22 protein-coding genes are annotated in these 24,120 nt (G+C 39.3%); 20 read left to right on the top strand and 2 right to left on the bottom strand.

Annotation, left to right across the window (positions count from 1 at the left end; translation table 11 throughout):
- The first annotated feature begins 2 nt into the window (after nucleotides 1-2).
- A complete protein-coding gene (gene allE, locus MKZ30_RS11405; protein WP_033600610.1) occupies nucleotides 3-788 on the top strand; it encodes a (S)-ureidoglycine aminohydrolase in 786 nt (261 codons plus the stop codon).
- A 117-nt stretch (nucleotides 789-905) separates the two neighbouring features.
- Here allE and MKZ30_RS11400 read toward each other — a convergent pair whose 3' ends face one another.
- Entirely contained in the window at nucleotides 906-2,531 is a 1,626-nt protein-coding gene (locus tag MKZ30_RS11400) for a PucR family transcriptional regulator (RefSeq protein ID WP_002419554.1), read from the bottom strand.
- A gap of 171 nt (nucleotides 2,532-2,702) precedes the next feature.
- Between MKZ30_RS11400 and MKZ30_RS11395 the strand changes: the two genes are divergently transcribed.
- The gene (locus MKZ30_RS11395; protein ID WP_033600609.1) at nucleotides 2,703-3,911 is read left to right on the top strand and encodes a pyridoxal-phosphate-dependent aminotransferase family protein; all 1,209 of its coding nucleotides are present in this window, start codon (nucleotides 2,703-2,705) and stop codon (nucleotides 3,909-3,911) included.
- A 96-nt stretch (nucleotides 3,912-4,007) separates the two neighbouring features.
- A complete protein-coding gene (locus MKZ30_RS11390; protein ID WP_002368361.1) occupies nucleotides 4,008-5,267 on the top strand; it encodes an MFS transporter in 1,260 nt (419 codons plus the stop codon).
- Between the two features lie 45 nt (nucleotides 5,268-5,312).
- On the opposite strand, the gene MKZ30_RS11385 is transcribed toward MKZ30_RS11390, so the two are convergent.
- A complete protein-coding gene (locus MKZ30_RS11385; protein ID WP_002355063.1) occupies nucleotides 5,313-5,573 on the bottom strand; it encodes a metal-sensitive transcriptional regulator in 261 nt (86 codons plus the stop codon).
- A 168-nt stretch (nucleotides 5,574-5,741) separates the two neighbouring features.
- On the opposite strand from MKZ30_RS11385, the gene MKZ30_RS11380 reads away from it, so the two are divergent.
- The 17 genes from MKZ30_RS11380 (at nucleotide 5,742) to MKZ30_RS11300 (ending at nucleotide 24,060) form a co-directional block, all read left to right on the top strand.
- The gene (locus MKZ30_RS11380) at nucleotides 5,742-6,056 is read left to right on the top strand and encodes a rhodanese-like domain-containing protein (protein WP_002365287.1); all 315 of its coding nucleotides are present in this window, start codon (nucleotides 5,742-5,744) and stop codon (nucleotides 6,054-6,056) included.
- Complete coding sequence (locus MKZ30_RS11375; RefSeq protein WP_033600608.1) at nucleotides 6,057-7,706, top strand: FAD-dependent oxidoreductase; 1,650 nt, start codon at nucleotides 6,057-6,059, stop codon at nucleotides 7,704-7,706. It abuts the gene before it with no gap.
- Nucleotides 7,699-7,998 carry a rhodanese-like domain-containing protein gene (locus MKZ30_RS11370; RefSeq protein WP_002355066.1) on the top strand — a complete coding sequence of 100 codons (300 nt, stop codon included), beginning with the start codon at nucleotides 7,699-7,701 and terminating at the stop codon, nucleotides 7,996-7,998. The genes MKZ30_RS11375 and MKZ30_RS11370 overlap by 8 nt, the downstream gene beginning before the upstream one ends.
- Before the next feature lie 171 nt (nucleotides 7,999-8,169).
- Nucleotides 8,170-9,336 (top strand): efflux RND transporter periplasmic adaptor subunit, encoded by a 1,167-nt coding sequence (locus MKZ30_RS11365; protein WP_002361088.1) that lies wholly within the window; start codon nucleotides 8,170-8,172, stop codon nucleotides 9,334-9,336.
- Nucleotides 9,329-10,003: an ABC transporter ATP-binding protein gene (locus MKZ30_RS11360; RefSeq protein ID WP_002365285.1), complete on the top strand. Its 675-nt coding sequence runs from the start codon at nucleotides 9,329-9,331 to the stop codon at nucleotides 10,001-10,003. The genes MKZ30_RS11365 and MKZ30_RS11360 overlap by 8 nt, the downstream gene beginning before the upstream one ends.
- Nucleotides 10,000-11,208 carry an ABC transporter permease gene (locus tag MKZ30_RS11355; protein WP_016614295.1) on the top strand — a complete coding sequence of 403 codons (1,209 nt, stop codon included), beginning with the start codon at nucleotides 10,000-10,002 and terminating at the stop codon, nucleotides 11,206-11,208. Before MKZ30_RS11360 ends, MKZ30_RS11355 begins: the two co-directional genes overlap by 4 nt.
- A gap of 381 nt (nucleotides 11,209-11,589) precedes the next feature.
- On the top strand, nucleotides 11,590-12,255 hold the full coding sequence (locus MKZ30_RS11350; protein ID WP_033600606.1) for a helix-turn-helix domain-containing protein: 666 nt from the start codon (nucleotides 11,590-11,592) through the stop codon (nucleotides 12,253-12,255).
- A gap of 96 nt (nucleotides 12,256-12,351) precedes the next feature.
- The gene (locus MKZ30_RS11345; RefSeq protein WP_129226128.1) at nucleotides 12,352-13,800 is read left to right on the top strand and encodes an amidase; all 1,449 of its coding nucleotides are present in this window, start codon (nucleotides 12,352-12,354) and stop codon (nucleotides 13,798-13,800) included.
- Between the two features lie 65 nt (nucleotides 13,801-13,865).
- Nucleotides 13,866-14,393 carry a histidine phosphatase family protein gene (locus MKZ30_RS11340; RefSeq protein WP_002359138.1) on the top strand — a complete coding sequence of 176 codons (528 nt, stop codon included), beginning with the start codon at nucleotides 13,866-13,868 and terminating at the stop codon, nucleotides 14,391-14,393.
- 120 nt (nucleotides 14,394-14,513) lie between these two features.
- Entirely contained in the window at nucleotides 14,514-17,327 is a 2,814-nt protein-coding gene (locus tag MKZ30_RS11335; protein WP_033600998.1) for a sigma-54-dependent transcriptional regulator, read from the top strand.
- 71 nt (nucleotides 17,328-17,398) lie between these two features.
- Entirely contained in the window at nucleotides 17,399-17,800 is a 402-nt protein-coding gene (locus MKZ30_RS11330; protein WP_002367343.1) for a PTS sugar transporter subunit IIA, read from the top strand.
- A 19-nt stretch (nucleotides 17,801-17,819) separates the two neighbouring features.
- On the top strand, nucleotides 17,820-18,314 hold the full coding sequence (locus tag MKZ30_RS11325) for a PTS sugar transporter subunit IIB (protein ID WP_002368351.1): 495 nt from the start codon (nucleotides 17,820-17,822) through the stop codon (nucleotides 18,312-18,314).
- Between the two features lie 23 nt (nucleotides 18,315-18,337).
- Nucleotides 18,338-19,087, top strand: a complete 750-nt coding sequence (locus MKZ30_RS11320) for a PTS mannose/fructose/sorbose/N-acetylgalactosamine transporter subunit IIC (RefSeq protein WP_002355079.1) — start codon at nucleotides 18,338-18,340, stop codon at nucleotides 19,085-19,087.
- Nucleotides 19,087-19,938, top strand: coding sequence for a PTS system mannose/fructose/sorbose family transporter subunit IID (locus tag MKZ30_RS11315; RefSeq protein ID WP_002359140.1), 852 nt, complete (start codon nucleotides 19,087-19,089; stop codon nucleotides 19,936-19,938). Before MKZ30_RS11320 ends, MKZ30_RS11315 begins: the two co-directional genes overlap by 1 nt.
- An 11-nt stretch (nucleotides 19,939-19,949) precedes the next feature.
- Entirely contained in the window at nucleotides 19,950-21,053 is a 1,104-nt protein-coding gene (locus MKZ30_RS11310; RefSeq protein WP_010816792.1) for a DgaE family pyridoxal phosphate-dependent ammonia lyase, read from the top strand.
- Nucleotides 21,054-21,056: 3 nt separating this feature from the next.
- Nucleotides 21,057-21,800, top strand: a complete 744-nt coding sequence (gene dagF, locus MKZ30_RS11305; RefSeq protein WP_010715450.1) for a 2-dehydro-3-deoxy-phosphogluconate aldolase — start codon at nucleotides 21,057-21,059, stop codon at nucleotides 21,798-21,800.
- 346 nt (nucleotides 21,801-22,146) lie between these two features.
- Nucleotides 22,147-24,060, top strand: coding sequence for an endonuclease MutS2 (locus tag MKZ30_RS11300; RefSeq protein ID WP_033601102.1), 1,914 nt, complete (start codon nucleotides 22,147-22,149; stop codon nucleotides 24,058-24,060).
- Nucleotides 24,061-24,120: the final 60 nt, after the last annotated feature.

The raw sequence follows: 24,120 nt of genomic DNA, 5'->3' as shown, positions 1-24,120 counted from the left end.
TGATGGGTTATAAAAATAATCGAGTTGGTTACCAAAAAGAATTGTTAACATCAAGAGCTGTGATAAAAAAAGACAATTACGCCATTATTCCCCATGATGGTTTGGTGCAAAATGCAGTACCTGGCTTTGAAAATGTCGATATTTCCATTTTGGGATCGCCTAAATTAGGTGCGACATTTGTGGATTACATTGCTACGTTTCATAAAAATGGTCAACAAACAACTGGTTTTGGTGGCGACGGGATCCAAACGTTGGTTTATGTCATTGACGGTCGTTTGCGCGTTTCAGATGGTCAAGAAACTCATGAACTTGAAGCAGGGGGCTACGCCTACTTTACGCCTAAAATGAAAATGTATTTAGCGAATGCACAGGAAGCGGACACAGAAGTTTTCTTATATAAAAAACGCTATCAGCCGTTGGCGGGCCATCAACCTTATAAAGTGGTTGGGTCAATTCATGACCAACAACCCGAAGAATATGAAGGAATGACAGACGTCTTGCTTTGGAGTTTATTGCCGAAAGAGTTTGACTTTGATATGAATATGCATATCTTATCTTTTGAACCAGGTGCTAGTCATGCCTATATTGAAACGCATGTCCAAGAGCATGGTGCGTATTTAATTAGTGGCCAAGGGATGTACAATTTGGACAATGAATGGTATCCAGTGGAAAAAGGGGACTATATTTTCATGAGTGCCTATGTGCCACAAGCAGCCTATGCGGTTGGCCGTGAAGAACCGCTAATGTACGTTTATTCCAAAGATGCCAATCGTGAACCAGAATTATAACGAAAAGCCGAATGTAAAGTAATGACCTCGGAACAATAGGATTTGAACACGCAGTGGTGAACGGTAGAGTCCTTCTTCTTGGTAGACGTTACTTTTATTCGGCTATTTTCCTGTTAATTATTTTTCTGAAAGTTCCAACGCTACCCGTAAGAGTAAACTCGTCTCAGGCTCTTGAATAGAGGTGCCTAATAATTTTTCACATTGATTCATGCGATATTTAATGGTGTTTCTGTGAAGGTAAAGAGCGTTGGCCGTTTTAGTAATTTCGCAATTGAAATCTAAAAAAACTTTTAAGGTTTTTCGTAATTCTTGTAACGTCGGTTCCGTCGGATAGGCCAACTCTTTCAATTGTTGCTGGCAAAAGTATTCAACATCTTCAGTACCAATCTTTTCAAAAAGTCCAGCTAGGCCTTTGGGATGGAACAATTGCACAGTTGCTGGTTTTTGAGCGTGTAAAGAAGCCTCTAATGTCGAGGAAGCTTCAATATAAGAATTAGGCAAATCTTCTAGGTTTTCATAAGCGTTGCCTAAAGCAAAGCGAATGGTAATAGGCAAAGCCTGTTGCAAACGTTCAGCGAGGTTTTGCAAAATCATCAAATGGTCATTTTTCTTAGATTGAAAAATCAAGATACTTTTATTTTGATTTTTTAATTTAAACAAGGCGACATCTGGCAGGATTTCCGGCAATTGTTCTTTGAGCCATTGGAAAATTAGTTGCCCTTCCGCTTGCTGATAACGAATATGGGTTTCATTTTCTGGTTTAGTCACGCCGTAGACAATCGCTAATTGATAATAATCACTGTTGATTAAACGATAATTTTTCCAAAGTTCCAACCAATTTTGATGTTTACTCAGCGCTTCTTGATGTGTATCAAGCAAGCGGTCCAAAAAGTCTGTTTTGAGATGCTCAAAAGATTCAGCAATTTTCTGGTTTTTAAATAACATAAAAGTCAAAACTAAAATGGCCTGATCAATGGCAAATTCAGAAATAGGATAAGGAATCTGTTCAGGAGATAAGACCAATAAATAATAGGGAAAATAATCGTTCACACGAATTGGAAAGCCAGCTACTTGAATGTTTTCTTGTTGCTCATCCTGTAAACGAAAGATTTTCTTTTCTTGTGCCAATTGTTGAAAGTGGTCTTTTGATAATTGTTCGATGAAAAACTCCGCCGATTTTTGATTGCCATAAAAATAATTCGAGTGGGCAATCACCTGTTGCCAAGGACTTAATAAAATAATTGGCGCATTTAAAATTTTCGCAAATTCAGCGATGAAACGCGTAGCATCAACATCTTGCATTAATAATGTTGAAAAACGCTTTTGGATGTCAAATGCCGCAGACATCTGTTCGGTTTTGCTATCACGAAGATAGCCTACAATTTCATGCAACAACCCGCCTAGTGGCTGTGTGCTAGGAATTTTAATCAGGGGCAAATCAACGGCGCTGGCATAGGCAACAATTTCTGGTGAAATTTCGTCAAGGAACCGCCCAACTTTGATTCCTAAAGCCGTACACTCTGCTTGTTTTAGCGAGTCAATAAAAGGTTTCAATTTTTCTTGATCATCTTTATAAATCATTGCCGTTGTTAAAATCATGACATTTTTAGGGATAAAATCAGCCACATCAGGTGTTTCCGTGATTTCTACACTTTCCAAGGGCTGTGTTAAGTTTGAGTGAGACGATAATAATTGTAAATCAGAAAATCTTGGTAAAGCCAAGACCTCAGCTAATATTTTCATCACAACAACCTCCTTTTTTTATAGTATAGCGAAGAATAAAAAGGAGTACAAAAGATAGTTATTGAATATGTCTAAAAAACAAAGTCAAAATAGTGCAAATTGAACAATGAATTTCTGAGTTTTTCCAAAGATAATAAAAGAGAAGAATTAAAAATGAAGTGAGGGATTACTATGTATCAACAACCAAATTTTGTACGGCGAACAATCATGACGCCGGGACCAGTCGAAGCCCATCCATCGGTACTTCGTCAAATGGGTCAACCAATTTTAGGGCAATTCGATTCAGAATTTCTACAAATTATGGATGAAGTTCGGGAAATGATTAAAGTACCTTTTGCCACAAAGAATCAACAAGCCTTTGCCATTGATGGCACGTCACGTTCAGGCTTGGAAGCGGGGTTATTTGCATTGATTGAGCCAGGCGACAAAGTGCTTGTGCCTGCGTATGGCCGGTTTGCTTATTTATTAGGTGAAATTTGCGAACGCGCCCGGGCCGAAGTCATTTATTTAGAAAAGGACTGGCTCGCACCGTTTGAACAAACAACGGTGATTGAAGCGATTAAAGAACATCAACCAAAAATTGTTGCGATGGTCCACGGCGAAACGGCGAATGCACAAATGCAACCACTGGATCAAATTGGCGCCTTTTGTCGGGAAAATGAAATTTTCTTCGTAGTAGATATGGTGGCGACTTACGGCGGTGTCGAAACAAAGGTCGATGATTGGAAGATTGATATTGCGGTAGCAGGCACTCAAAAATGTGTCAGTGTACCTTCAGGCCTTTCTTTGATTACTTACAACCAACGTGTGGCCGATTATCTGGCGGGCCGTTACCAAAAAGAGTTAGGACTTGGCGCGGATGCGCGGAATGAACGGTTCATTCAAAGTAACTACTTGGATTTATCGCAATTAGAAAAATATTGGGGACCAGAGCGCTTAAATCACCATACAGAAGCGACTACAATGATTTATGGGCTACATGAAGGGCTGCGCTTGTTACTTCAAGAAGGCATGGAAAATGTCTACGCACGCCATCGGAAAAACGATCGTATTTTAGTTGAAAGTCTGCAAAAAATGGGCTTAGAAATTTTCGGGAAGTTAGACACAAAAACACCAACAGTCATTCCTGTGGTCATTCCAGAAGGAATTGATGGTGAAAAAGTGCGGAGCTTATTACTGGATCATTTTAAAGTTGAAATTGCCTCTTCCTTCGGTGATTTAAAAGGAAAAATTTGGCGGGTCGGTAATATGGGTTACAGCAGTCGCGAAGACAATGTGTTGCATTTTTTAAGTGCCTTTGAGACTGTATTGAAACACCAAGGCTATCAATTTGAAGGCGGTAGCGGTAGTACTCATGCATTGGCTGAGTATTTAAACTAAAAAAGAAGGTAGGACAAAGGTCACTACGTAAAAAGCGTAGTGCTTTTGTTCCTTGTGAAACGTTAACCAAAAAAATGATTGGTGGAGGAAAAGAAAATGACAGACAAGACAAAAAGTTCGTTGGCTTATTGGAAAAAAATCGTTATTTTACTATGTATGGGCTGGGTAACAATCTGGATTTATCGTTCCGCGCTTTCTCCTGTTTATCCACAAATTCGCGCGTCTCTAAATGGTAACGCTTCCGATACGGCCCTAGGGTCCATTTCTAGCTTTTACTTTCTCGGTTACGTAGTCATGCAGATCCCTGCAGGCTTCTTGGTAGACAAGATCGGGAAAAAACGTGTATTAATTCCAGGATTTATCTTGTTTGCGCTGGCAGCATTACTGATTGCCCAAGCCCAAACGATTGGAACAATTTACTTAGGTAGCTTATTGGCAGGCTTAGGATGTGGTTCTTTCTATGGCTCGGCTTACTCGTTGACGTCGCAAAACATTCCTCAAGCCAAAAAAAGTTTTGCAACAGCTATTGTCAACAGTGGTTCAGCCGTTGGTTCAGGTTTAGGGATGATTTTATCTAGTTATTTAGTTGCCCAAAAAGGATTACCTTGGCAAGTGATGATGTACATTTCCGCCTTTATGATTATTTGTATGTTAGTGGCTTTTCAAGTGATTATTCGCAATCATAAAGAAGACATGGCCTTGATTCAGCCAACCGTTGTTGATGAAAAAGATAACGGAGCGGTAAAAGAAAAAGTGCCCTTTAAAAAACTGTTTGCGCCACATATGCTATTTGCGTATATTTTATATTTTGGCACTTGTTATGCATATTATATGATTGTGACTTGGTTACCTAATTTTTTAAGTACCGAACGTGGTTTCCAAGGAGCAGCAATAGGGTTGTCCTCTTCGCTGGTCGCATTTGCCTCTATTCCAGGAGCGTTATTTTTTAGTCGGTTGGCGGATAAGTACATGCATAAAAAAGTTCAATTCATCGTTGTTTTAGAATTTTTAGCAACAGCCATGCTTTTGTTAACTGTACAAGTAAGTAATGCGACGTTATTATTAATTGCTTTAATTATGTATGGGTTCTTAGGAAAATTAGCTGTAGAACCGATTATTATTTCTTGGCTAGGTGAAAATGCACCAAAAATTGGAATTGGCACTACTTTGGGTGTTTTTAACTTTTTCGGCATGATGTCATCTGTGATTGCCCCAGCTTTAACTGGGAAAATTTCAGACACAACGGGTTCGAAAGTCATGGGCTTTTATATCGCCGTCGTGATTTTACTAATTGGCACGATTCTTTTTATGCTTGTTAATTTAAAAAAACGCGGGGCAGATTCGTCTAATAAATAAAAAAACAACGCAAACTTATCTTTCGCTGAATAAGTTTGCGTTGTTTTACTTTTTAACAATCATATTAATCGCTTGTGCTAATCGCTCTTCTTGTTCTTTAGGATCTTTTTCAGGATTTTCAAAGCAATGCTTTAAATTTTCCGCAACAATCATCCCCATTACGCGATCAATACTAGAACGGACCGCACTCAACTGAGTGATAACATCGATACACTCTTTTTCTTCATCAATCATTTTTTGAATTCCGCGAATTTGACCTTCTGTGCGGCGTAAACGATTCAGCACTTTCTTTTTTTCTTCAGTCATTTTGCCCCTCCTTAAGAGTAGTGATTGGTTTAAAATATACCTACACGAGGTATTTTTGTCAACTATCTTTTCTTTGAATCTAAAAATGGCAGAAATCTCTTCAGTTGACAAGTCTAACTTTTTCATGTTAAATATACCCCATAAGGTATATAAGAGAAGGAGAAAAAGATGTTATTTCAATTGTTTAAAAAAACGCCAAGTATTTCAACAAAGGAATTGCAGTCACGTTTATCTAAAGAGATAACGTTATTAGATGTCCGGACACCTAGCGAATACCGCGCAGGGCATATTCCACAAGCGATTAATGTCCCACTTAACAAAATTCCCGCCTACAACAAATCCGCTAACGAAGTCTATGTGATTTGCCAGTCCGGCATGCGCAGCAAAAATGCGGCCAAAATTTTAGCGAGAAAAAACTATCACGTGATTAACGTTCGTGGCGGGATGTCCCAATGGTCTGGTCAAATTAAAGGAGGAAAATAAATGAAAATTGTAATTATCGGAGGCGTGGCTGGTGGTATGTCAGCAGCGACACGTTTACGTCGCTTAATGGAAGATGCTGAAATTGTTGTCATGGAAAAAGGCCCTTTTGTTTCATTTGCAAACTGTGGTTTGCCTTACTACGTTTCTGGCGAAATCGCAGAAAGAGAGCAACTGCTTGTTCAAACACCCGAAGCGTTAAAGGCACGGTTTAATTTAGATGTTCGTCCTCACCATGAAGTCGTGGCGATTGATCCGATAGAAAAAGTGATCACAGTGAAACATGAAACAGAAATTTTAACAGAACACTATGACAAATTGATTCTATCACCAGGGGCGAAACCTTTTGTGCCGCCAATTACAGGATTGGCAGAAGCCAAAAATGTTTTTTCATTAAGAAATGTTCCTGATTTAGATCAAATTATGACAGCCTTGACACCAGAAACAAAACGAGCCGTCGTGATTGGCGCAGGCTTCATTGGCTTGGAAATGGCAGAAAACTTGCAAAAACGCGGATTAGAAGTCACTCTCGTGGAAAAGGCACCCCATGTTTTACCGCCATTAGACGAAGAAATGGCCGCTTTTGTCAAAGCTGAATTAAGCAAAAATAATGTTCAAGTAATTACGGGACAATCTGCGGTTGCTTTTGAAGAAGAAGGGCAAGTGATTCGCTTAGAAGACGGTCAAACATTAGCTTCTGATTTAACCATTTTGTCGGTGGGGGTCCAACCAGAAAATACCTTAGCAGTTGAAGCAGGTGTAGCAACTGGTTTACGTGGCGGTATTGTTGTTGATGAACACTATCAAACGAATCAACCCGATATTTATGCGGTTGGGGATGCTATTGTAGTGAAACAACAAATCACTCAAGAAGATGCGCTGATTTCTTTAGCTTCTCCCGCCAATCGCCAAGGACGTCAAGTAGGGGATGTGATTGCTGGGTTAGAGAGAAAAAATCAAGGGAGCATTGGGACTGCCATTGTGCGAGTCTTTGATTTAACCGCCGCTTCAACTGGTTTAAGCGAACGAGCTGCTAAAGCTGCTGGACTAACAACAGCTGTTGTGCATATCAGTGGAAAAGACCATGCGGGGTATTATCCTGGCGCAACAGATCTTCAGTTAAAATTAGTTTTCCATCCTACGACAGGGGAAATTTATGGCGCACAAGGAATTGGGGCCAAGGGTGTAGATAAGCGGATTGATATTCTTGCGACCGCTATTAAAGGACAGTTAACTATTTTTGATTTGCCTGAATTAGAGTTTACCTATGCTCCGCCGTTTGGTTCAGCAAAAGATCCTGTGAACATGTTAGGCTATGCAGCGATGAACCTTGCAGAAGGATTGAGTGAAAACGTTCAATGGTATGAGTTATCCAACGAATTAGCTAATGGGGCTGTTTTATTAGATGTCCGTAATCCCGCCGAACGAGCCGATGGTCAATTTAAAAATGCTGTCTCTATTCCTTTAAATGAGTTAAGAGAACGTCTGGAGGAATTAGACAAGTCAACGGAGTACATTGTTAGTTGTCACAGCGGTTTGCGTAGTTATATTGCAGAACGGATGCTAAAACAAGCAGGCATCTCAGCCAAAAATTTAGATGGTGCTTTTGCGCTATATCGAATGGTAAAACCGGAGGAACTAGAAAATGTATAACACGATTGGCATGCCTGAATTTTATCAGGAAGCAAAACGAAAAAAATTACCGATTATTGATGTACGAGAAGAAATGGAATACCAACTGGGGCATGTCCCTCAGGCCATCAACTTACCTTTAAGTACTTTAACCGAAAATTATCAGCAATTAGATAAAAACCAACCCTATTATCTGATTTGTCAAATGGGATCGCGCTCCGCACAAGCGTGTGCGTTTCTCAGTCAACAAGGGTATCAAGTAACCAATGTTCTAGGTGGTACATCTGGCTGGTTGGGTCAATTAGAACAATAAAATAACAAAAAACGTTTATCCTTTTACACAGGATAAACGTTTTTTTGTTAGATAAAGATGTGTCAAAACTGTAAGAGGAATGATAGGAAGATGAAGGGACCGATTTTTTTATTCATTATATACTAAATAAAATGACAAACTCGTCAACAGAAATCAAGGAGGAACAAATAAATGAAAAAGTCAGGCCAGAAGAAGCGAAATAAAAAAGTGTGGTTCGGTATTGGTGCCGCAGTGGTCGTCGTCGGATTTATCGGAGCAAAAACAGTTTTTTCTTCAAAAGAAGTTGAACCTGAATACACAACGTATACCATTACAGAAATGGCCTCATTAAAATTAGATGGTCAAGTGAGTTTTCTAGATACTCGGGATATTTTTTTTGATCCTTCTTTAGGAAAAATTGCCGAAATAAATGTTGAAAATGGTAAAGAAGTCAAGAAAGATAGTCCATTGTTAACCTACAATAACTCAGACATCCAAGCCACAGAAACAGAACAAGCGAATGCCGTTAATCGGAATAATCTTCAAGTCCAACAAGCACAAGAGAACGTTAACTTAGCCACTCAAAAATACAATGAAGCCTTAAACAAAGTTGCTGCAGCCAAGCAAAAATTAAACACCGCAAAAGAGGCTGAAGAGAAAGAAACACTAAATGCGGAAATTCAGCAATTGAATGAAGCTGTTAGTGCTGCGAATAGTGAAGTCGCCCAAGCTAACCAAGCCCTTCAATTAGCCAACAGTGATGCCGTCGGAGCAGCAAACACGCTTGAACAAACACGTGGCAAAGTCAACACAGTCGTTACAGCACCAATTGATGGCCAAGTCACTGTTGATGCTAGTGCCATGAGTAGTACCGACAAACCAGTCATTAAAATTGCAACACAAAAGAAAAATATTCAAGGAAAAGTAACCGAGTATGATTACGATAAATTACAGACAGGGGAAGAAGTAACAGTGACGACCGTTGGTTCAGGTAAATCAGCGCCAGGCAAAATTGTTTCCATTGCGCAAACCCCAATAGCTAAAAATGAAGGCAATCCAGTAGTGAGTTATCAATTTACAGTAGAAGGTGATTTTCCTTGGGCAGAAGGCTTGTCTACTAGCATCGCTGTGCCACAAAAGCAAATGATTATACCGACAGCAGCAATCCAAAAAGAAGGCGAAAAAGAATTTGTCTATGTTTACAAAGCGGGCAAAGCGAAAAAAACACCGATTGAAACAGAAACAAATTTAGGTCGTAAAGTTGTCAAAAGTGGCTTGAATTGGAAAGACCAAGTGATTGCCAATCCCAATAAAGAATTAAAAGATAATCAAGATGTTCAGGTAGCTGCCAATGATTAAGCTAGCCCATATTCATAAATATTATTATTCCGAAGAAGAAACACTGCATGTGTTAGATGATATTAACCTCCAAGTAGACGCTGGAGAATTTTTAGCGATTATGGGTCCTTCTGGTTCTGGGAAATCGACTTTGATTAATTTGCTAGGCTTTATTGATAAAAAGTTTGAAGGAACCTATTTATTTGAAGATCGTGAAATTGGCGACTTTTCTGATAAGGAACTATCCCGAATTAGAAATGAAGCAGTCGGCTTTGTCTTTCAGAATTTTAGTTTAATTGAAACACTAACAGTTGAAGAAAACATTGAATTACCTCTTTTATATAGTGGGTTAACCCCAAAAGAAGCCAAAGATCGTGTCCACGAAGTTCTGACAAAAGTCGGCTTGCCAGATAAAGGCAAGAAGCATCCAAAACAACTTTCGGGCGGACAACAACAACGTGTTGCCATTGCGCGTGCGATTGTCAATCGACCAAGTTTTATTATTGCAGATGAACCAACTGGGGCTTTAGATAGTAAAACATCGGAAGAAATTTTAACGCTCTTTCAGCAATTAAACAATGAAGGTGTCACTATTATTTTAGTGACACATGATGAAGAAACAATTGAATACTGCAATCGTTTGATTAAAGTTCGTGATGGAAAGATTTTAGAGGAGGTGCTGACATGAAACGTTCAATTATTTGGAAAACCGCCTTCCGTTCCATTTTGAAAAATAAGCGACGCAGCTTGTTAACGATGCTAGGGATTGTCATCGGGATCGCTTCGGTGATTACCATCGTGGCTATCGGTAACGGCTTTAAAGAAGACATGGTCGATAAATTATCTGCTGAAAAACAAAAAGAAAATGTGAAAAAGATTTCTTTTTCGGCCTACAACACTTCGGATATGTTTAGTGACCAAGCGATGTTTACCGACAATGATTTAGGGGTCGTGCGCATGGTTCCTGGCGTAGAAAAAATTGATTTTGATCAAAGAGAAGTTGATGGCGCCCAAAAAGGCACACTGAATTTTCAAGCAGGACCGAAAAATCTTTCTGTAACCTATGAACTTGCCGACAAAACCACCAAAGAATTGTTGGCGGGACGCCAACTGAATGATGGAGACAATGCAAAACTGGATAAAACAGTGGTGGTGGATGAACTGATTGCCAAAGAACTCTACCAAGACCCAACTGCAGCAGTTAATCGAACTTTTCCATATAAAGAGCAACTTTTTACCATTGTTGGCGTGACAACCAATACCAGCGGTGCCATTGGTCCAGGTAATGATGACTCATTACTTTATTTTCCCAAAAAGACCTATGAACATTATTTCGGCAAGCTAAAAGATACATCTACGTTGAAGCTAACAGTGGCACCTGGCTACCAACCAGATCAAGTATTGAAAGAAACAATAAAAGCTCTCTCTCAACAAGGAACCATGAAAAACAGCGGGACATATCAAGAATATAATGTTAAAGATACCATCAAAGAAATGGGCTCTTTATTAAATAATTTAACCTTGTTTATTTCCGCAATTGCAGCCATTTCACTGGTAATTGCTGGGGTCGGCGTTATGAATATGATGTACATTTCGGTCTCAGAACGGATTAAGGAAATTGGTATCCGACGTGCATTGGGCGGGACAGCCAGTGATATTAAAAAGCAATTCTTAACAGAAGGAATTGCCTTGACCTTAATCGGCGGAATTACTGGTTATCTTTTAGGAATGATTATTGCCTACTTGGCCTCAATGGCACTACCGTTTTCTGTTCGACCAGATTTAATGACCGTTTCATTAGCCATCGGGATTTCTGTCTTTATCGGGGTTGTATTTAGCTATTTCCCTGCCTCGGCAGCTTCGAAAAAAGACTTGATCGATATTATGAAATAAATATAAGCAGCAAAAAAACAGCCACTTTTGGCTGTTTTTTTTAGTGAAAGTAGAAAAAAATCCAAAGATTTCAAGAGAAAATAGCTAACAAACGTCAAAAGGTTGATATTAGCTACCAACCTTTTGACGTTTGTTAGCTAAATAAAAAAAGAAAAAATTAAAAAAATAGCATATTGAGGATTAAATAACAAATATTTTTTTAAATAAGACTATTGGAAAGCCTTTATAAATCAGGGATTATAGGAATGACTGTTAATGACTGATTTGCTTGTAAATTTCTAAATTTTAATTCGAAAAATTTCCAGTATACTAAATATATCAAATCGAAACACGAAAATTGAGAAAATTTTGAACTAAAAAAGAATTAAGGAGGAATCAAGAATGAAAATAATGGTCATCACAAAAAATGTCTTAGCAGAAACTGCTTTTCAAAATCGCTTACAGCATTTAGATCACCAAGTTTTTTGTACGACGTGTCTGATTGGTGAAATTAAGGAAAGTCATTTGTTTTATCGAAAATTTGATGCCATCATTCTCAGCGAAACGATTCCTCGCAAAGAACAATATTTATATCTAAAGGAATTAGCCAGAGTTAAAACGCCGTTGTTTCTTCGCTCCGAAGACATTCCTACCTCGGAAGAATTGAGCATCAGCTATCAATATGGCATTCTCAATTGGCTACGATTGGATGCGACTTTGGATACATTAAGAGAAAATCTCCTCTTGGCAGAATTAAATAAACCCATCCAACGAGAAGATGAAAAGTTAAACGTAGAAGGGATAAAGCTAACCGCTACAGAACGGGCACTACTGGCTGTCTTGTACAGTACGCCAAAAGAACACTTACCAATGGAGCGCCTGTGTAAATTAATTTATGACACAGAAGAAACAGCCAACAATCGAAAAAAAATGACCAAACAGCTGACAAAATTAAATAAAAAAATTCAAGTAGGGGGCTTTAAAAAACAAGGTATCCAAAATACACGGTATAAAGGCTACAAACTGCATCCGCAGTTGCTTCCTTACATTGGCGAATTATTTACTTAAAATAGAGAAGCACTTAACGAATGAAAATCACCATCACAGGATGACCTCTAAAAACCATGCTATACTAATACGGAATAGTATAGGAGGTGGGTCTGTATGAAAGACGGACTATATTGGGTACAACAATTAAAAGAACAGAAAGTAAGTCGCACAGAACTCTTAAAGGATATTGAGAAAAAAGTCCAAAAGTTAAATCCAAAGATCAATGGCTTTGTAACTTTTGATAGCCAAGAAGCAGAAGCAACTTATCAAAAAAATAAACAGCAGGACACACTATTTGCTGGTTTGCCATTTCCATTGAAAATGTTAGGCCAAGAAAAAGCGGGGTGGTCAGCAACGGCCGGCTCGCAACTTTTTAAAAATAGTACTGCAACAACGACCTCTAACTTTGTCAAACAAGCAGAAACGATTGGTTTGATGCCCTTAGGACAAACCAACGCCCCAGAGTTTGGCTTTAAAAATATTACGGATCCTGCGCTTTACGGGCCAGCCCGCAATCCTTGGAACCTGGAACATTCGCCAGGCGGTTCCAGTGGCGGCGCTGCCGCAGTTGTCGCTAGCGGGATTGTTCCTATCGCCGGCGCTAGTGATGGCGGTGGCTCCATCCGAATTCCCGCCTCTTTTAGTGGCTTAATTGGCTTAAAACCTAGCCGTGGCTCCATGCCTGTCGGCCCAGAAGGCTGGCGAGGCTGGCAAGGTGCCTCGATTGACTTTGCGTTGACTATTTCTATGAGAGACACCAAAGCATTATTTTATGGCCTACGTGGTAGCCACAGTGGCGCCCCCTACCAAGCGCCCTTGGCAGAATGGCAAACACACCCTAAAAAACAACGGCTAAAAATTGCTCTGTGCACCGCTTCGCCTATCGGCTCACTGATTTCGCCAGAAGCAACACAAGCGGCGAAACAAGCGGCTGATTTTCTGGCAGCCGCTGGCCATGAAATCATTGAGATTCCTTATCCAGTCGATGGTACAGCGCTGATTCGCTCCTATTATCAAATGAACGGCGCAGAAACTACAGCGATGATGAACAGCATTCAACAGGGGCTCGGGCGCCCAATTCGTAAAGAAGAAATCGAACCTTTTTCATGGACCATGCATCAATTTGGCCAAAAGATTCCAGCAGCCACCTATGTTCATTCATTACAGTTGTGGGATCAAGCAGCAGTAACGATGGAAGAACTTTTCCAAAAATTTGATCTGTTTTTATCACCAACAACGGCTTTTTCAGCACCAAAAATTAACGAAGATTTGCAAAGTGAGCACATTCGTCAACGAATGGTGCAAGCAGCAGAATTAACAGAAGCAGAATTAGCTGAATTAATCTATGATTATTTTGATAAAAGTTTACAGCTAACACCGTATACTCAACTAGCGAACTTGACAGGACAACCAGCCATCAGCTTGCCCACACATGTGACAGCAACGGGGTTACCCTTAGGTATTCAATTGTTGGCTGCTCGTGGACGTGAAGATCTCTTGTTCCAAGTAGGTGAACAGTTTGAGCAAGAAGGCAAATTTAAATTACCAGAAAGTTATCGCTAAATAGGGTGTTATTGTGACCAAATTTCAGATAAAATAGACACAAGACAAAAAACTGAGGTGGAAAAATGCTGTACGTAGTGAGACATGGTGAAACAGATTATAATGTGGCCCGTAGAATTTGTGGTCATGCGGAAGCGCAATTGACCGAAAAAGGCTATCAACAAGCGGAATTGGTAGCTGAAAAAATTGCCAAACAAGGAATTCAAATCGACCGTTTACTGGCGTCCCCTTTAAAACGGGCGCAAGAAACAGCCCGTAAAATTGCGGAACGAAATCAATTGACGATTGAAACAGAACCACGTTTAATTGAGATGAATTTTGGCATTTATGATGGTGAACCGATTGAAACAACGGCTTTCCAGGAAAATCGTTCTGAGATTTCCTTGCCATTTCCAGAAGGGGAATCAGTCTTAGATGTCGCGGGCCGAATTTATCCCTTGATTGAGGAAGCCTTGGCTTCAGAGGAAACTTACCTATTTGTTTGCCACAATGCGGTTATGCGAGTCATTGATAACTACTTCAATGGTAAAAAAATCCAAGATTTCTTGGACTTTCATTGTGAAAATACACAACTTGTACAATACGGAGAATAAAAATCAAGTCTTTAATCTTTTGGTTAAAGACTTGATTTTTTTATGGTAAATAAGAAACCGCTTCCGTTTTAATGTATAATAAATTAACTTTTGGATCAAAAAAGAAATGGGGAAAAGACTATGAGAATTGATAATATTCATCAAGCGTTAAAAAAGTTTCACGTACAAAATCCAAGTAGCAAAGCAACCTTGTTGCCCGCAACGGCTTCGCAATTAAGTCAGGCCTCTGGCTATACCCGAACCGCTGTTAGTGAAGAGCTTTCAGAATTAGTGAGAAAAGACCAAGTCGTTAAAGTTAAATCAAGACCAGTGTTATTTTTTGACAAAGACTACTTAGAGGAACAGTTTCCTTTTTTTAAAAGTAGCACGTGCTATGATTCCCTCGCTTCGCTGCAAGAGGATATTTATCAACAGACAGAACAGATACATAAGAAAAAGCAGCTACTGAAAATGAATCCATTTGCGAACGTAATTGGTTTTGATGGGAGCTTAGCAGACGCCATCAAGAAGTTGAAAGCCGCTATTTTATATCCGCCTAATGGCTTGAATATTTTACTTACTGGAGAATCTGGAGTTGGGAAAACCTTAATTGCAGAACAATTACACCAATTTTATCAAGTTAAAATGAACCAAGAAGTTCCATTCATTTATTTTAATTGTGCAGAATATTTCAACAATCCAGAATTATTAACTTCTCATCTGTTTGGCTATAAAAAAGGCAGTTTTACTGGTGCCGTCAATGACCAAAAAGGCTTAGTAGAGTTGGCAGATGGTGGTTTTTTATTTTTAGATGAAGTCCATCGATTAACGAGCGAAGGCCAAGAAAAATTGTTTACAGTTTTGGATAAAGGGTATTTTACACGGATGGGCGAAGCCGAAAAACAAAGAAATGTATCGATAAAATTTATTTTTGCAACAACCGAAGCAGTCAATCAACATTTTTTGAAAACGTTTTTAAGAAGGATCCCTGTGACATTAGCTATTCCAGCTTTAGCCGAGCGCTCTATGAAAGAAAAAATTCAATTGATTTTGTCCTTTTTCTTAGAAGAAAGTCAACGGATTCAAAAGAATATCCATATTCGTTATGAGGCGTTGAAACAATTAACGTTTACTCATTTTGAAGCCAACGTTGGCGAATTGAAAGCGGCGATTCAATTTATGAGCGCACAAGCCTATTTAGAGGTGTTCGATCAATTAACGGAAACTATTTGCATTGAAGCAAACGAGGGGACAGTCAAAGAGCAACCTGATGTAGAAAGTCTGCTGGCTTTTAATGAGTGGATACCTAACGATGGCCTCACGATTCAATACAACCATTTTTATTTAAGCAGTCAAGAGTTACTCAAATCAGAAAGTCTGAAAAATGATCGTTTTTATAATTTTCTATTGAAAGAATATGCAGATTTGAAAAAATTAACTCTTTCGACAGAGGATGCGCTAGCAATCATGCAAAACAAAGTCGAGCAACTTTATGATATGGACATTTTTGCTCAAGAACCGCTAGCCTTAGAGGCCATTGACGAAACATTGCAGCCAAAAATTCAAGAAGCCATTGTCTTTTTTGAACAATTAATCCAAGAAAAATTGACAGAGGATTTCCAGAATATTTTAATTGTCCACCTTTATTCTGCTGTTTTTTATTCTGCACAAATGAATGAAACATTTTATTCAGATACCAAAAATATCTATTCTGGCAAAGTAACCCAGTATCAAGCTGCTAAGACCATGGTGGACTTTTTACAAACGCTGTTTGGGATTTCTTTTGCTGATACGGAAATCCTCTTTTTTGATCTATTTATTCGTAAAGTCACAGCTAAAAAAAGAGCGCACTCAGTTGAAGAAAACTGTGGCGTTATCGTCGTTGCACATGGTGCCGCGACGGCCAGCAGCATGGTTGAGTACACCAACCTTCTGTTCTCAACAACGGTCATGCGTGCAGTTGATATGCCAATTAATCAATCAGTGGAAGAAACATTAGAAAAAGTCCGTACAATTGTAAAGCAAAATCAGTATAAAAAAATTATTTTAATGGTGGACATCGGTTCCTTGGTTTACTTTGGTAATGCTATCAGTCAAACGTTTCAAATGGAAGTGCTGCTAATTAGCAATATCAATCTCTTAACATTGCTAGAAGTGGCCCGAGAAGTCATTTATGAATCGACGGCGTTTGAGTATCTATTACCAGTCTTAAAAGAAAAAAATCATCGCGCCTTGATTTGCAGTAAAGGTCGCTTCAACGAGGCAAAAGTTCTCATTATTTCCTGTCTAACTGGCATGGGGACTGCTATTAAAATTGAACAGTTGTTACTAAAAACTTTTCCTAATGAATTACTAACGAATGTACGCATCATTACTTTAGAGAAAAGAGAAGTGGAAGACATTGATCGCTTGCATTCTTTTATTCGGAAAGAAGAGAAAATCGTTGGCATCATTGGCACCGTAAAGACAGAAGTGCCAGATATTCCGTTTATTTCTTTACAAGATTTACTATCGAAGCGGGGCATTCAGCTAGTTTTCGAATTATTAGGCCATCATTTAGAAGAAAAACAAAACCAAGAGTTACTAAAGAAAGTTTCAGCTAAATATATTCAAGGATTATCAATCGAAGCTATTACAGACTTACTAACGGTTTTGAATCCTACAACCATTTCAATCGAATTAGCTAAGATTTATTCAGATATTTGCTTGCAAACTAAAATAAAAAGTGACGAAAAGGTTTTACTTCGTTTTATCATTCATTGTGCTTGTATGTTAGAACGGCAATTGCTAAATCCAGAATATGACCCGACAGCTTATGAAGTGTCATACCGAGAGTTGCCAGAAGCAGTATCTGTCATAAAAATGGCGTTTCGACCGATTGAAGTGTCCTATAATTTGTTGATTCCACCTTTGGAAGTGCGTTATATTTATGAATTGCTCTTTGAAAAGGCTTAATTCAAACGGAAATGAAAGTTGGCACACTTATTGCTTTTAATAAAATGATTAATTAGCAAAGGAGTTTGTTTATGGAAAATGAACCAATTTTACTTTTAACACACAATGGTTGGGGCTTGGAATTAGTCAAAAGCGTCCAGATGATTGTTGGAGAAGTTACAAATGTACATGAAGTTGCATTACAAGCAGAGGATTCACTGGGGGATTATTTAGAACGAGTCACAGAAAAAATTGAACAATTAACGTGGCACAACCAGCTGCTAATTTTAACAGATGTTAAAGGCGGCACACCTAGTAACGTTGCATTGCGTTTATCAAAAGATTATGACCTCCTGATTGTGTCCGGACTATGCACATCGTTATTATTAGAATCCGTCATGAAACAAAGTGGTCCTGGGTTTCGTTTACAAGACGCAGAAATGATTCAACAAGCAGCAGTAGACAGTTGTCAAATTTTAGAAATTCCAAAATAAGAAAGTACAGGTGAACAGAATGTCAAAAATCGTATTAACAAGAGTCGATAGTCGTTTAATCCATGGACAAGTAGTGACTAAATGGTTACAACAATCAGGTGCAAATGAAATTTTGGTAGTGAGTGATGAACTAGAGCAAGATGAATTTTTACAAAGTATTTATTTAATGGCAGCGCCTCCAGGGGTTTCTGTAGTAATTAAAGGGATTGAAAATGCCAAAGAATATTGGGAATCGCAAGAAAAGGAAGAGAAAAAGGTGTTATTTTTAGTGCCAGATTTAACGACCTTAAAAGCGATGGTGGACCAAGAAATTATTAAAGAGGAGATTCAAGTTGGTGGCTTAGGTGGCGGACCAAATCGGAAAAATGTTTTAAAAAATATCAATTTATCTGAAGAAGATGTTGCAATTTTGACTGAACTTTTAACGAAGGGCATCCATGTTTTCTTCCAAGCGATTCCCGAAGAAAATCCCCTACCAATTCAAAAATTAATTGAAAAATATCAATCACTATAATCAGAGAAAAAGGAGAGAATCATATGGGCGTTTTAGGTGTTTCAATTATTATGGGACTTTATTATTGGTTTGCACGTTTGCGTTTTGGGTACACATTTTCAGGCATGCTGTCTCAGCCATTAGGTGCAGCATTGGTGGCTGGTTTAGCAACAGGAAAACTTAGTGAAGCAATGGTTGTGGGGGCGGGGATTCAACTTGTTTATCTCGGAGTCACCTCTACACCGGGCGGCAATGTGCCTAGTGATCCGGCTTTAGCTTCAGCAATTGCGATTCCAATTGCTTTAGGTGTGGGAATGAATGCCGAGGCGGCTGTTGCACTAGCTGTTCCTTTTGGTGTGTTAGGCGTCTTTATGGATCAATTACGGCGGACCATCAATGCGACGTGGGTGCATATGGCTGATAAATATGCAGAAGAGTTAAATTATGGGGGGATTTACCGAGCTGCGTTTGTTTATCCAGCTTTAGCGGGATTTTTAATTCGCTTTCCGTTGGTTTTTGCGGCGAACTTTTTTGGTCAATCTGTGGTGAATAAAGTCTTAGAAGTTATCCCAGCATGGTTGATGCATGGATTTGAAGTAATGGGTGGTATTTTACCAGCGTTAGGATTCGCCTTAACAATTATGGTAATTGGCAAGAAAAATTTGATTCCTTATTTTTTAATTGGTTTTGTTGCAGTAGTATATTTTGGCGCAGAAGTTATGGCCGTCGCTATTTTAGGAATCTGTATTGCCTTTTTAGTTAGAAATAAGGCATTGAGTGAGGAGGCAGCATAATGGAACAAATGACACAAGCAAATGAACAACAATTGGAACAGAAAAAAATTACTAAAAAAGAATTATCCAAAGCCTTTTGGATTTATCAACTAGGCTGTGAATTATCAAATTCTTATGAACGTCTCCAAAGTTTAGTTTTTTGTGCATCGATGATTCCTGCAATTAAAAAACTTTACGCAGACGATGAAGAACAACAAAGAGAAGCTCTGAAACGTCATTTGAATTTTTTTAATACTGAAGGAACAGTAGGGGCTTCAATTCAAGGGATTGCAATTGCTATGGAGGAAGAAAAATCCAATGGTGCAGCGATCTCTGATACGGCGATCACATCGATTAAAACTGGGTTGATGGGTCCGCTGGCAGGGATTGGCGATTCGATTATTTGGGCAGCATTAATGCCGTTAATCATTTCCATTTTTATTCCAATGGCTAAAGGAGGTAACGTGATTGGAAGTATCGGTCCGTTGGTTCTGTACACAGCCATTACGTTATACATCAGTTGGACATTAGTGAATAAGTCCTATACATTAGGGCGTAATTCAATCTTAAGTTTGTTAAAAGACGGCAAAATTAAGCAAGTCATTTATTCAGCAAATGTTTTAGGAATGATGATGATGGGCGCTTTAAGTGCGAGTTATGTTAAAATTGCTAGCCCGATGACGTTTAAAGTTACTGGCGGTGCCACGATTGTTTTACAAGATATTCTAGATCAAATTATGAAAGGGTTACTTCCTTTAGCAGCAGTCATGGCTATTTATTTCTTCATGGTAAAGAAAGGCCCACGTTACGGTATCATTATCGGCACGATTGTCTTAGTTAGTTTGGTCACTTCATTCTTTGGTTTGTTATAAAGGAGAAAATAATGAATAGTTACGAAAAATTCCACTTAAAAGAAGTCATCAATGCTTCTGGGAAAATGACCATTCTAGGTGTCTCCAAAGTTTCGGAGGCAGTCCTCGCGACTCAACGATTCGGCGGCGAACATTTCTTTGAAATGAGTGAACTTAGTGTGCAAACAGGGGCCTTTTTAGCCAACTTGTTGAAGGTAGAAGATGCCCAAATCGTTTCCTCGGCTTCGGCGGGGATTGCCCAAGCGGTGGCTGCCTTGATTGGAAAAGGCAGCTTGTACCACGCGTATCATCCCTATACAGAAAAAATTGAACAGCGAGAGATTATTTTACCTAAAGGGCACAACGTGGACTATGGCACGCCTGTAGAAGTCATGGTAGCGCAAGGCGGCGGCCAAGTAGTGGAAGCTGGCTACGCCAACATGTGCAGTCCAGAACACGTGGAAATGATGATTTCCGAAAAAACAGCGGCCATTCTATACATCAAAAGCCATCATACCGTGCAAAAAAGTATGCTGACGGTGGCCGAAGCGGCCAAAGTGGCGCAACGCCACAAGGTGCCGCTAATTGTTGACGCGGCAGCAGAAGAAGATCTTTTCAAATACACCGAAGCAGGCGCTGATTTGGTGATTTACAGCGGCGCCAAAGCCATTGAAGGGCCAAGTGCCGGTTTAGTGGTCGGGAAAAAAGAATACATTGATTGGGTGCGCCTACAAGGCAAAGGCATTGGTCGAGCAATGAAAATTGGCAAAGACAATATCCTGGGCTTTACGCAAGCAGTGGAAGAATACTTGGCGCATGGCAGTGAATCAGGAGCTTCGATGCAAGAACGCTTAAAACCGTTTGTTGAAGCTATCAACAACTTGTCAGATTTAACCGCCAAAATCGTCCAAGATGGCGCCGGACGAGACATTTATCGCGCCAGTGTCAAAGTGGACGGCAGAAAAACTGCCAAGGAAGTCATCCAAGCATTAAAAGCAGAAAGTCCGGCCATTTATACGCGAGAATATCAAGCCAACAATGGCATCATTGAGTTTGACATTCGTTCTGTCAATCAAGAAGAAATGAACAAAATCGTGCAACGATTACAAGAAATTATGGACACAAAGGAGAAATAAGTCATGTCATTAAAACCTAATTATTTAGAAGAACGCATTTGTTTAAACGTCTTAGCCAATTCAGTAGAAAATGCCCAAGCCTGTTATGAAGCAGCAGAAGGGCATGTTGTGTTAGGCGTCCTTTCAAAAAACTATGAAACCGATGAAGCAGCCATTGAAGATATGAAAAAATACCAAGCAGCAACCAACAACGCTTTATCTGTCGGCTTAGGGGCTGGCGATCCTAATCAAAGTCAAATGGTGGCTCGCTTATCAGAAGTTCTACAACCGCAACACGTGAACCAAGTCTTCACAGGTGTCGGCGCTTCGCGGGCCTTACTTCGTCAAGACGAAACAGTGATTAATGGCTTGGTGTCACCCACAGGCAAAGTTGGCTATGTTAATATTGCGACAGGTCCGTTAAGCTCGGGTGCGCCAGCGGCAGAAGTACCTATCGAAACTGCCATCAAATTGTTGAAAGACATGGGAGGTAGTTCCATTAAATATTTCCCGATGAAAGGCTTGGCTCACAAAGAAGAATACCAAGCAGTAGCAGCAGCTTGTGCCAAGTATGACTTTTATTTAGAGCCAACAGGGGGCATTGATTTAGAAAACTTTGAAGAAATTGTTCAAATTGCGGTGAATGCCGGCGTTAAAAAAATCATTCCTCATGTCTACAGCTCAATTATCGATCAAGAAACAGGGGACACTAGAACAGAAGACGTGAAAACGTTACTAACCATGATGAAAAACACATTGAATAAGTAAAGGGCCAATCTTTAGTTGACTTTCTCCACCAGATTTGCTACTCTCAAGTGGAGAATAAATAAAAACCAACAAACGAATGTGGGGTATTTTGGTGAGTGTCGTAGGTATCTAATTGATAAGTTGAATAACCAGTGAACCAAGCAAGGTTTATTTGGTGTGCTTAGAAAGTGATACCTGTCAGTCATCTCAATTACTAAATACCTCATTTAAAAGAGGTTTCTTTAGTAACCTTTATCCAACGATAAAGAGGACAGCGGTAGAACGCTGTCCTCTTTTTCTGTAGAAACTGGTTTTTATTTAAAGGCGCCAGGTATTCTTTTCGCGATAGAAAGGAAGAAAAAAACAAATGAATCATGAAACCATTCAAAAATTACAATTTACAACAATTCTTAAAGAAGTTCAAACACGTGCGATTGGCGAGTATAGTAAAGAACGGTTGGCGAAAATGGTCCCTGCAACACGTTTAGAAACAGTGCAGTCCCGCTTAACGGAAACAACTGAGGCCCGCTTAATTATTGATAGCGGACAACACGTCCCTTTCATGGGCTTGAGTCAAATTACCCGCTTGCTTCAACAAGTGAAAAAAGGCTTAATCCTTACACCAAACGAATTGATTGAGGTGGCTGACTTTTTAAGAAGTAGTCAGCGAATCCAGAAGTTTTTTGAAAAAAATCAATACCAAACACCACGCCTATTTAGTTACAGTCAGCACTTAGCTGACTTCAGAGCAATCGAAGAACAAATTTATACGAAAATCCATAACCAAAAAGTCGCCACCGATGCTTCCCGTCAACTTCGGAAAATTCGGCGTCAAATCAATGAATGCCAACAAGACATTGAAACAAAAGTCACCAAATTTTTACGTAATAAAAATAATCAACTGTATATTCAAGAAAATATGATGGTGAAAAAAGGGGAACATTACACGGTACCAATCAAAGCTAGCTATAAAAATAAGGTTTCAGGCACAATCATTGAACAATCCAATAAAGGACAAACGGTCTTTATTGAACCTGTAGCAATTAGTAAATTAAATGAACAATTGACACTCTTAAAAGCGGAAGAAACAGCGGAAGAATATCAAATTTTGGCGGAACTAACTGGGTTAATTAATGAGCAAGAACGACTTGTCGATCAAGCCGTCGATACAATGACCACCTTAGATATTATTTTTGCACGAGGAAAGTATAGTCGCGAAATTGGTGGGATCACGCCAAAAGTAAACAAAGAAGAACGCTTGCGCATTGTTCAAGGAAAACATCCACTTTTATTAGAACACGCAGTACCATTGACGTTTTCTTTAGGAGCAGAGTATCGAGGACTTGTCATTACAGGCGCTAATGCTGGTGGTAAAACGGTTGTCTTAAAAACGGTGGGCTTATTGACTGTCATGACACAATTTGGGTTGCAAATTCCAGCACAAGCGGGCACAGAGATTCCAGTATTAGATGAAATTTTTGTCGATATTGGTGATCAGCAAAATCTGGAAAATGCGTTAAGCACTTTTTCTGGGCACATGAAAAATATTGCGGAAATGTTGCGTAACGTTAAGCGACACACACTTGTTTTATTAGATGAAATTGGCAGTGGCACCGAGCCAAACGAAGGAGCTGGCTTAGCGATTGCGATCATGGAAACGATGTATCAAAAGGGTGCCTTGGTAGTTGCGACGACCCATTATGGTGAAATTAAACGTTTTGCCCAAGAACATGATGATTTTGTGCCCGCCGCAATGGCCTTCGATCGTGAAACATTAACGCCCAAATATCAATTGAAAATTGGTGAAGTTGGCGATAGTCAGGCGCTTTGGATTGCACGTAAAATGAAGATGGAGCCACAGCTCATTGAAAAGGCGGCTCATTATATTCAGCGGAAAGAATACCCTACTAATCGAATTTTATTTAAACCCCTGAAAGCAAAAGAAACGACCTTTGCCACGTTTGTAGAAGAAACACACCGTTATCAAAAAGGTGATCGTGTCCTATTGACAGAAACACAACAAATTGGGTTGGTTTTTACAGATGAGGGTGAACAAGAAATCCAAGTATTTGTGAATGATAAAATTGAAAATGTACCACGAAGACGGTTGAAATTACAAGCGAAAGCACAAGATCTATATCCGCAAGACTATGATTTAGAAAGTTTATTTACAGATTTCCATGAACGAAAGAAACTCAAAGATATTGAACGCGGATCAAAAAAAGCGCAGAAACAATTACGCAAAGAGGCCGAAAAAAGAGCAGCAAGACGCGACAAATAAGGAACTTAACAGAAGCAACACAACAACTTAACACTTTGTTTACTTGTTATTTATCAGAAA

Source organism: Enterococcus sp. LX10 (assembly GCF_023539285.1).
Classification (GTDB): domain Bacteria; phylum Bacillota; class Bacilli; order Lactobacillales; family Enterococcaceae; genus Enterococcus; species Enterococcus faecalis.
This window is presented reverse-complemented; position numbering and strand designations above follow the sequence as displayed.

What these genes read in the sequence shown, in the direction of transcription:
- MKZ30_RS11315 (WP_002359140.1), top strand. Translation starts at nt 19,087, where the DNA reads ATGGAACAAATGACACAAGCAAATGAACAACAATTGGAACAGAAAAAA.
- MKZ30_RS11375 (WP_033600608.1), top strand. Translation starts at nt 6,057, where the DNA reads ATGAAAATTGTAATTATCGGAGGCGTGGCTGGTGGTATGTCAGCAGCG.
- MKZ30_RS11355 (WP_016614295.1), top strand. Translation starts at nt 10,000, where the DNA reads ATGAAACGTTCAATTATTTGGAAAACCGCCTTCCGTTCCATTTTGAAA.
- allE (WP_033600610.1), top strand. Translation starts at nt 3, where the DNA reads ATGGGTTATAAAAATAATCGAGTTGGTTACCAAAAAGAATTGTTAACA.
- dagF (WP_010715450.1), top strand. Translation starts at nt 21,057, where the DNA reads ATGTCATTAAAACCTAATTATTTAGAAGAACGCATTTGTTTAAACGTC.
- MKZ30_RS11330 (WP_002367343.1), top strand. Translation starts at nt 17,399, where the DNA reads ATGGAAAATGAACCAATTTTACTTTTAACACACAATGGTTGGGGCTTG.
- MKZ30_RS11380 (WP_002365287.1), top strand. Translation starts at nt 5,742, where the DNA reads ATGTTATTTCAATTGTTTAAAAAAACGCCAAGTATTTCAACAAAGGAA.
- MKZ30_RS11325 (WP_002368351.1), top strand. Translation starts at nt 17,820, where the DNA reads ATGTCAAAAATCGTATTAACAAGAGTCGATAGTCGTTTAATCCATGGA.
- MKZ30_RS11400 (WP_002419554.1), bottom strand. Translation starts at nt 2,531, where the DNA reads ATGAAAATATTAGCTGAGGTCTTGGCTTTACCAAGATTTTCTGATTTA.
- MKZ30_RS11385 (WP_002355063.1), bottom strand. Translation starts at nt 5,573, where the DNA reads ATGACTGAAGAAAAAAAGAAAGTGCTGAATCGTTTACGCCGCACAGAA.
- MKZ30_RS11310 (WP_010816792.1), top strand. Translation starts at nt 19,950, where the DNA reads ATGAATAGTTACGAAAAATTCCACTTAAAAGAAGTCATCAATGCTTCT.
- MKZ30_RS11370 (WP_002355066.1), top strand. Translation starts at nt 7,699, where the DNA reads ATGTATAACACGATTGGCATGCCTGAATTTTATCAGGAAGCAAAACGA.
- MKZ30_RS11300 (WP_033601102.1), top strand. Translation starts at nt 22,147, where the DNA reads ATGAATCATGAAACCATTCAAAAATTACAATTTACAACAATTCTTAAA.
- MKZ30_RS11390 (WP_002368361.1), top strand. Translation starts at nt 4,008, where the DNA reads ATGACAGACAAGACAAAAAGTTCGTTGGCTTATTGGAAAAAAATCGTT.
- MKZ30_RS11335 (WP_033600998.1), top strand. Translation starts at nt 14,514, where the DNA reads ATGAGAATTGATAATATTCATCAAGCGTTAAAAAAGTTTCACGTACAA.
- MKZ30_RS11340 (WP_002359138.1), top strand. Translation starts at nt 13,866, where the DNA reads ATGCTGTACGTAGTGAGACATGGTGAAACAGATTATAATGTGGCCCGT.
- MKZ30_RS11360 (WP_002365285.1), top strand. Translation starts at nt 9,329, where the DNA reads ATGATTAAGCTAGCCCATATTCATAAATATTATTATTCCGAAGAAGAA.
- MKZ30_RS11345 (WP_129226128.1), top strand. Translation starts at nt 12,352, where the DNA reads ATGAAAGACGGACTATATTGGGTACAACAATTAAAAGAACAGAAAGTA.
- MKZ30_RS11365 (WP_002361088.1), top strand. Translation starts at nt 8,170, where the DNA reads ATGAAAAAGTCAGGCCAGAAGAAGCGAAATAAAAAAGTGTGGTTCGGT.
- MKZ30_RS11395 (WP_033600609.1), top strand. Translation starts at nt 2,703, where the DNA reads ATGTATCAACAACCAAATTTTGTACGGCGAACAATCATGACGCCGGGA.
- MKZ30_RS11320 (WP_002355079.1), top strand. Translation starts at nt 18,338, where the DNA reads ATGGGCGTTTTAGGTGTTTCAATTATTATGGGACTTTATTATTGGTTT.
- MKZ30_RS11350 (WP_033600606.1), top strand. Translation starts at nt 11,590, where the DNA reads ATGAAAATAATGGTCATCACAAAAAATGTCTTAGCAGAAACTGCTTTT.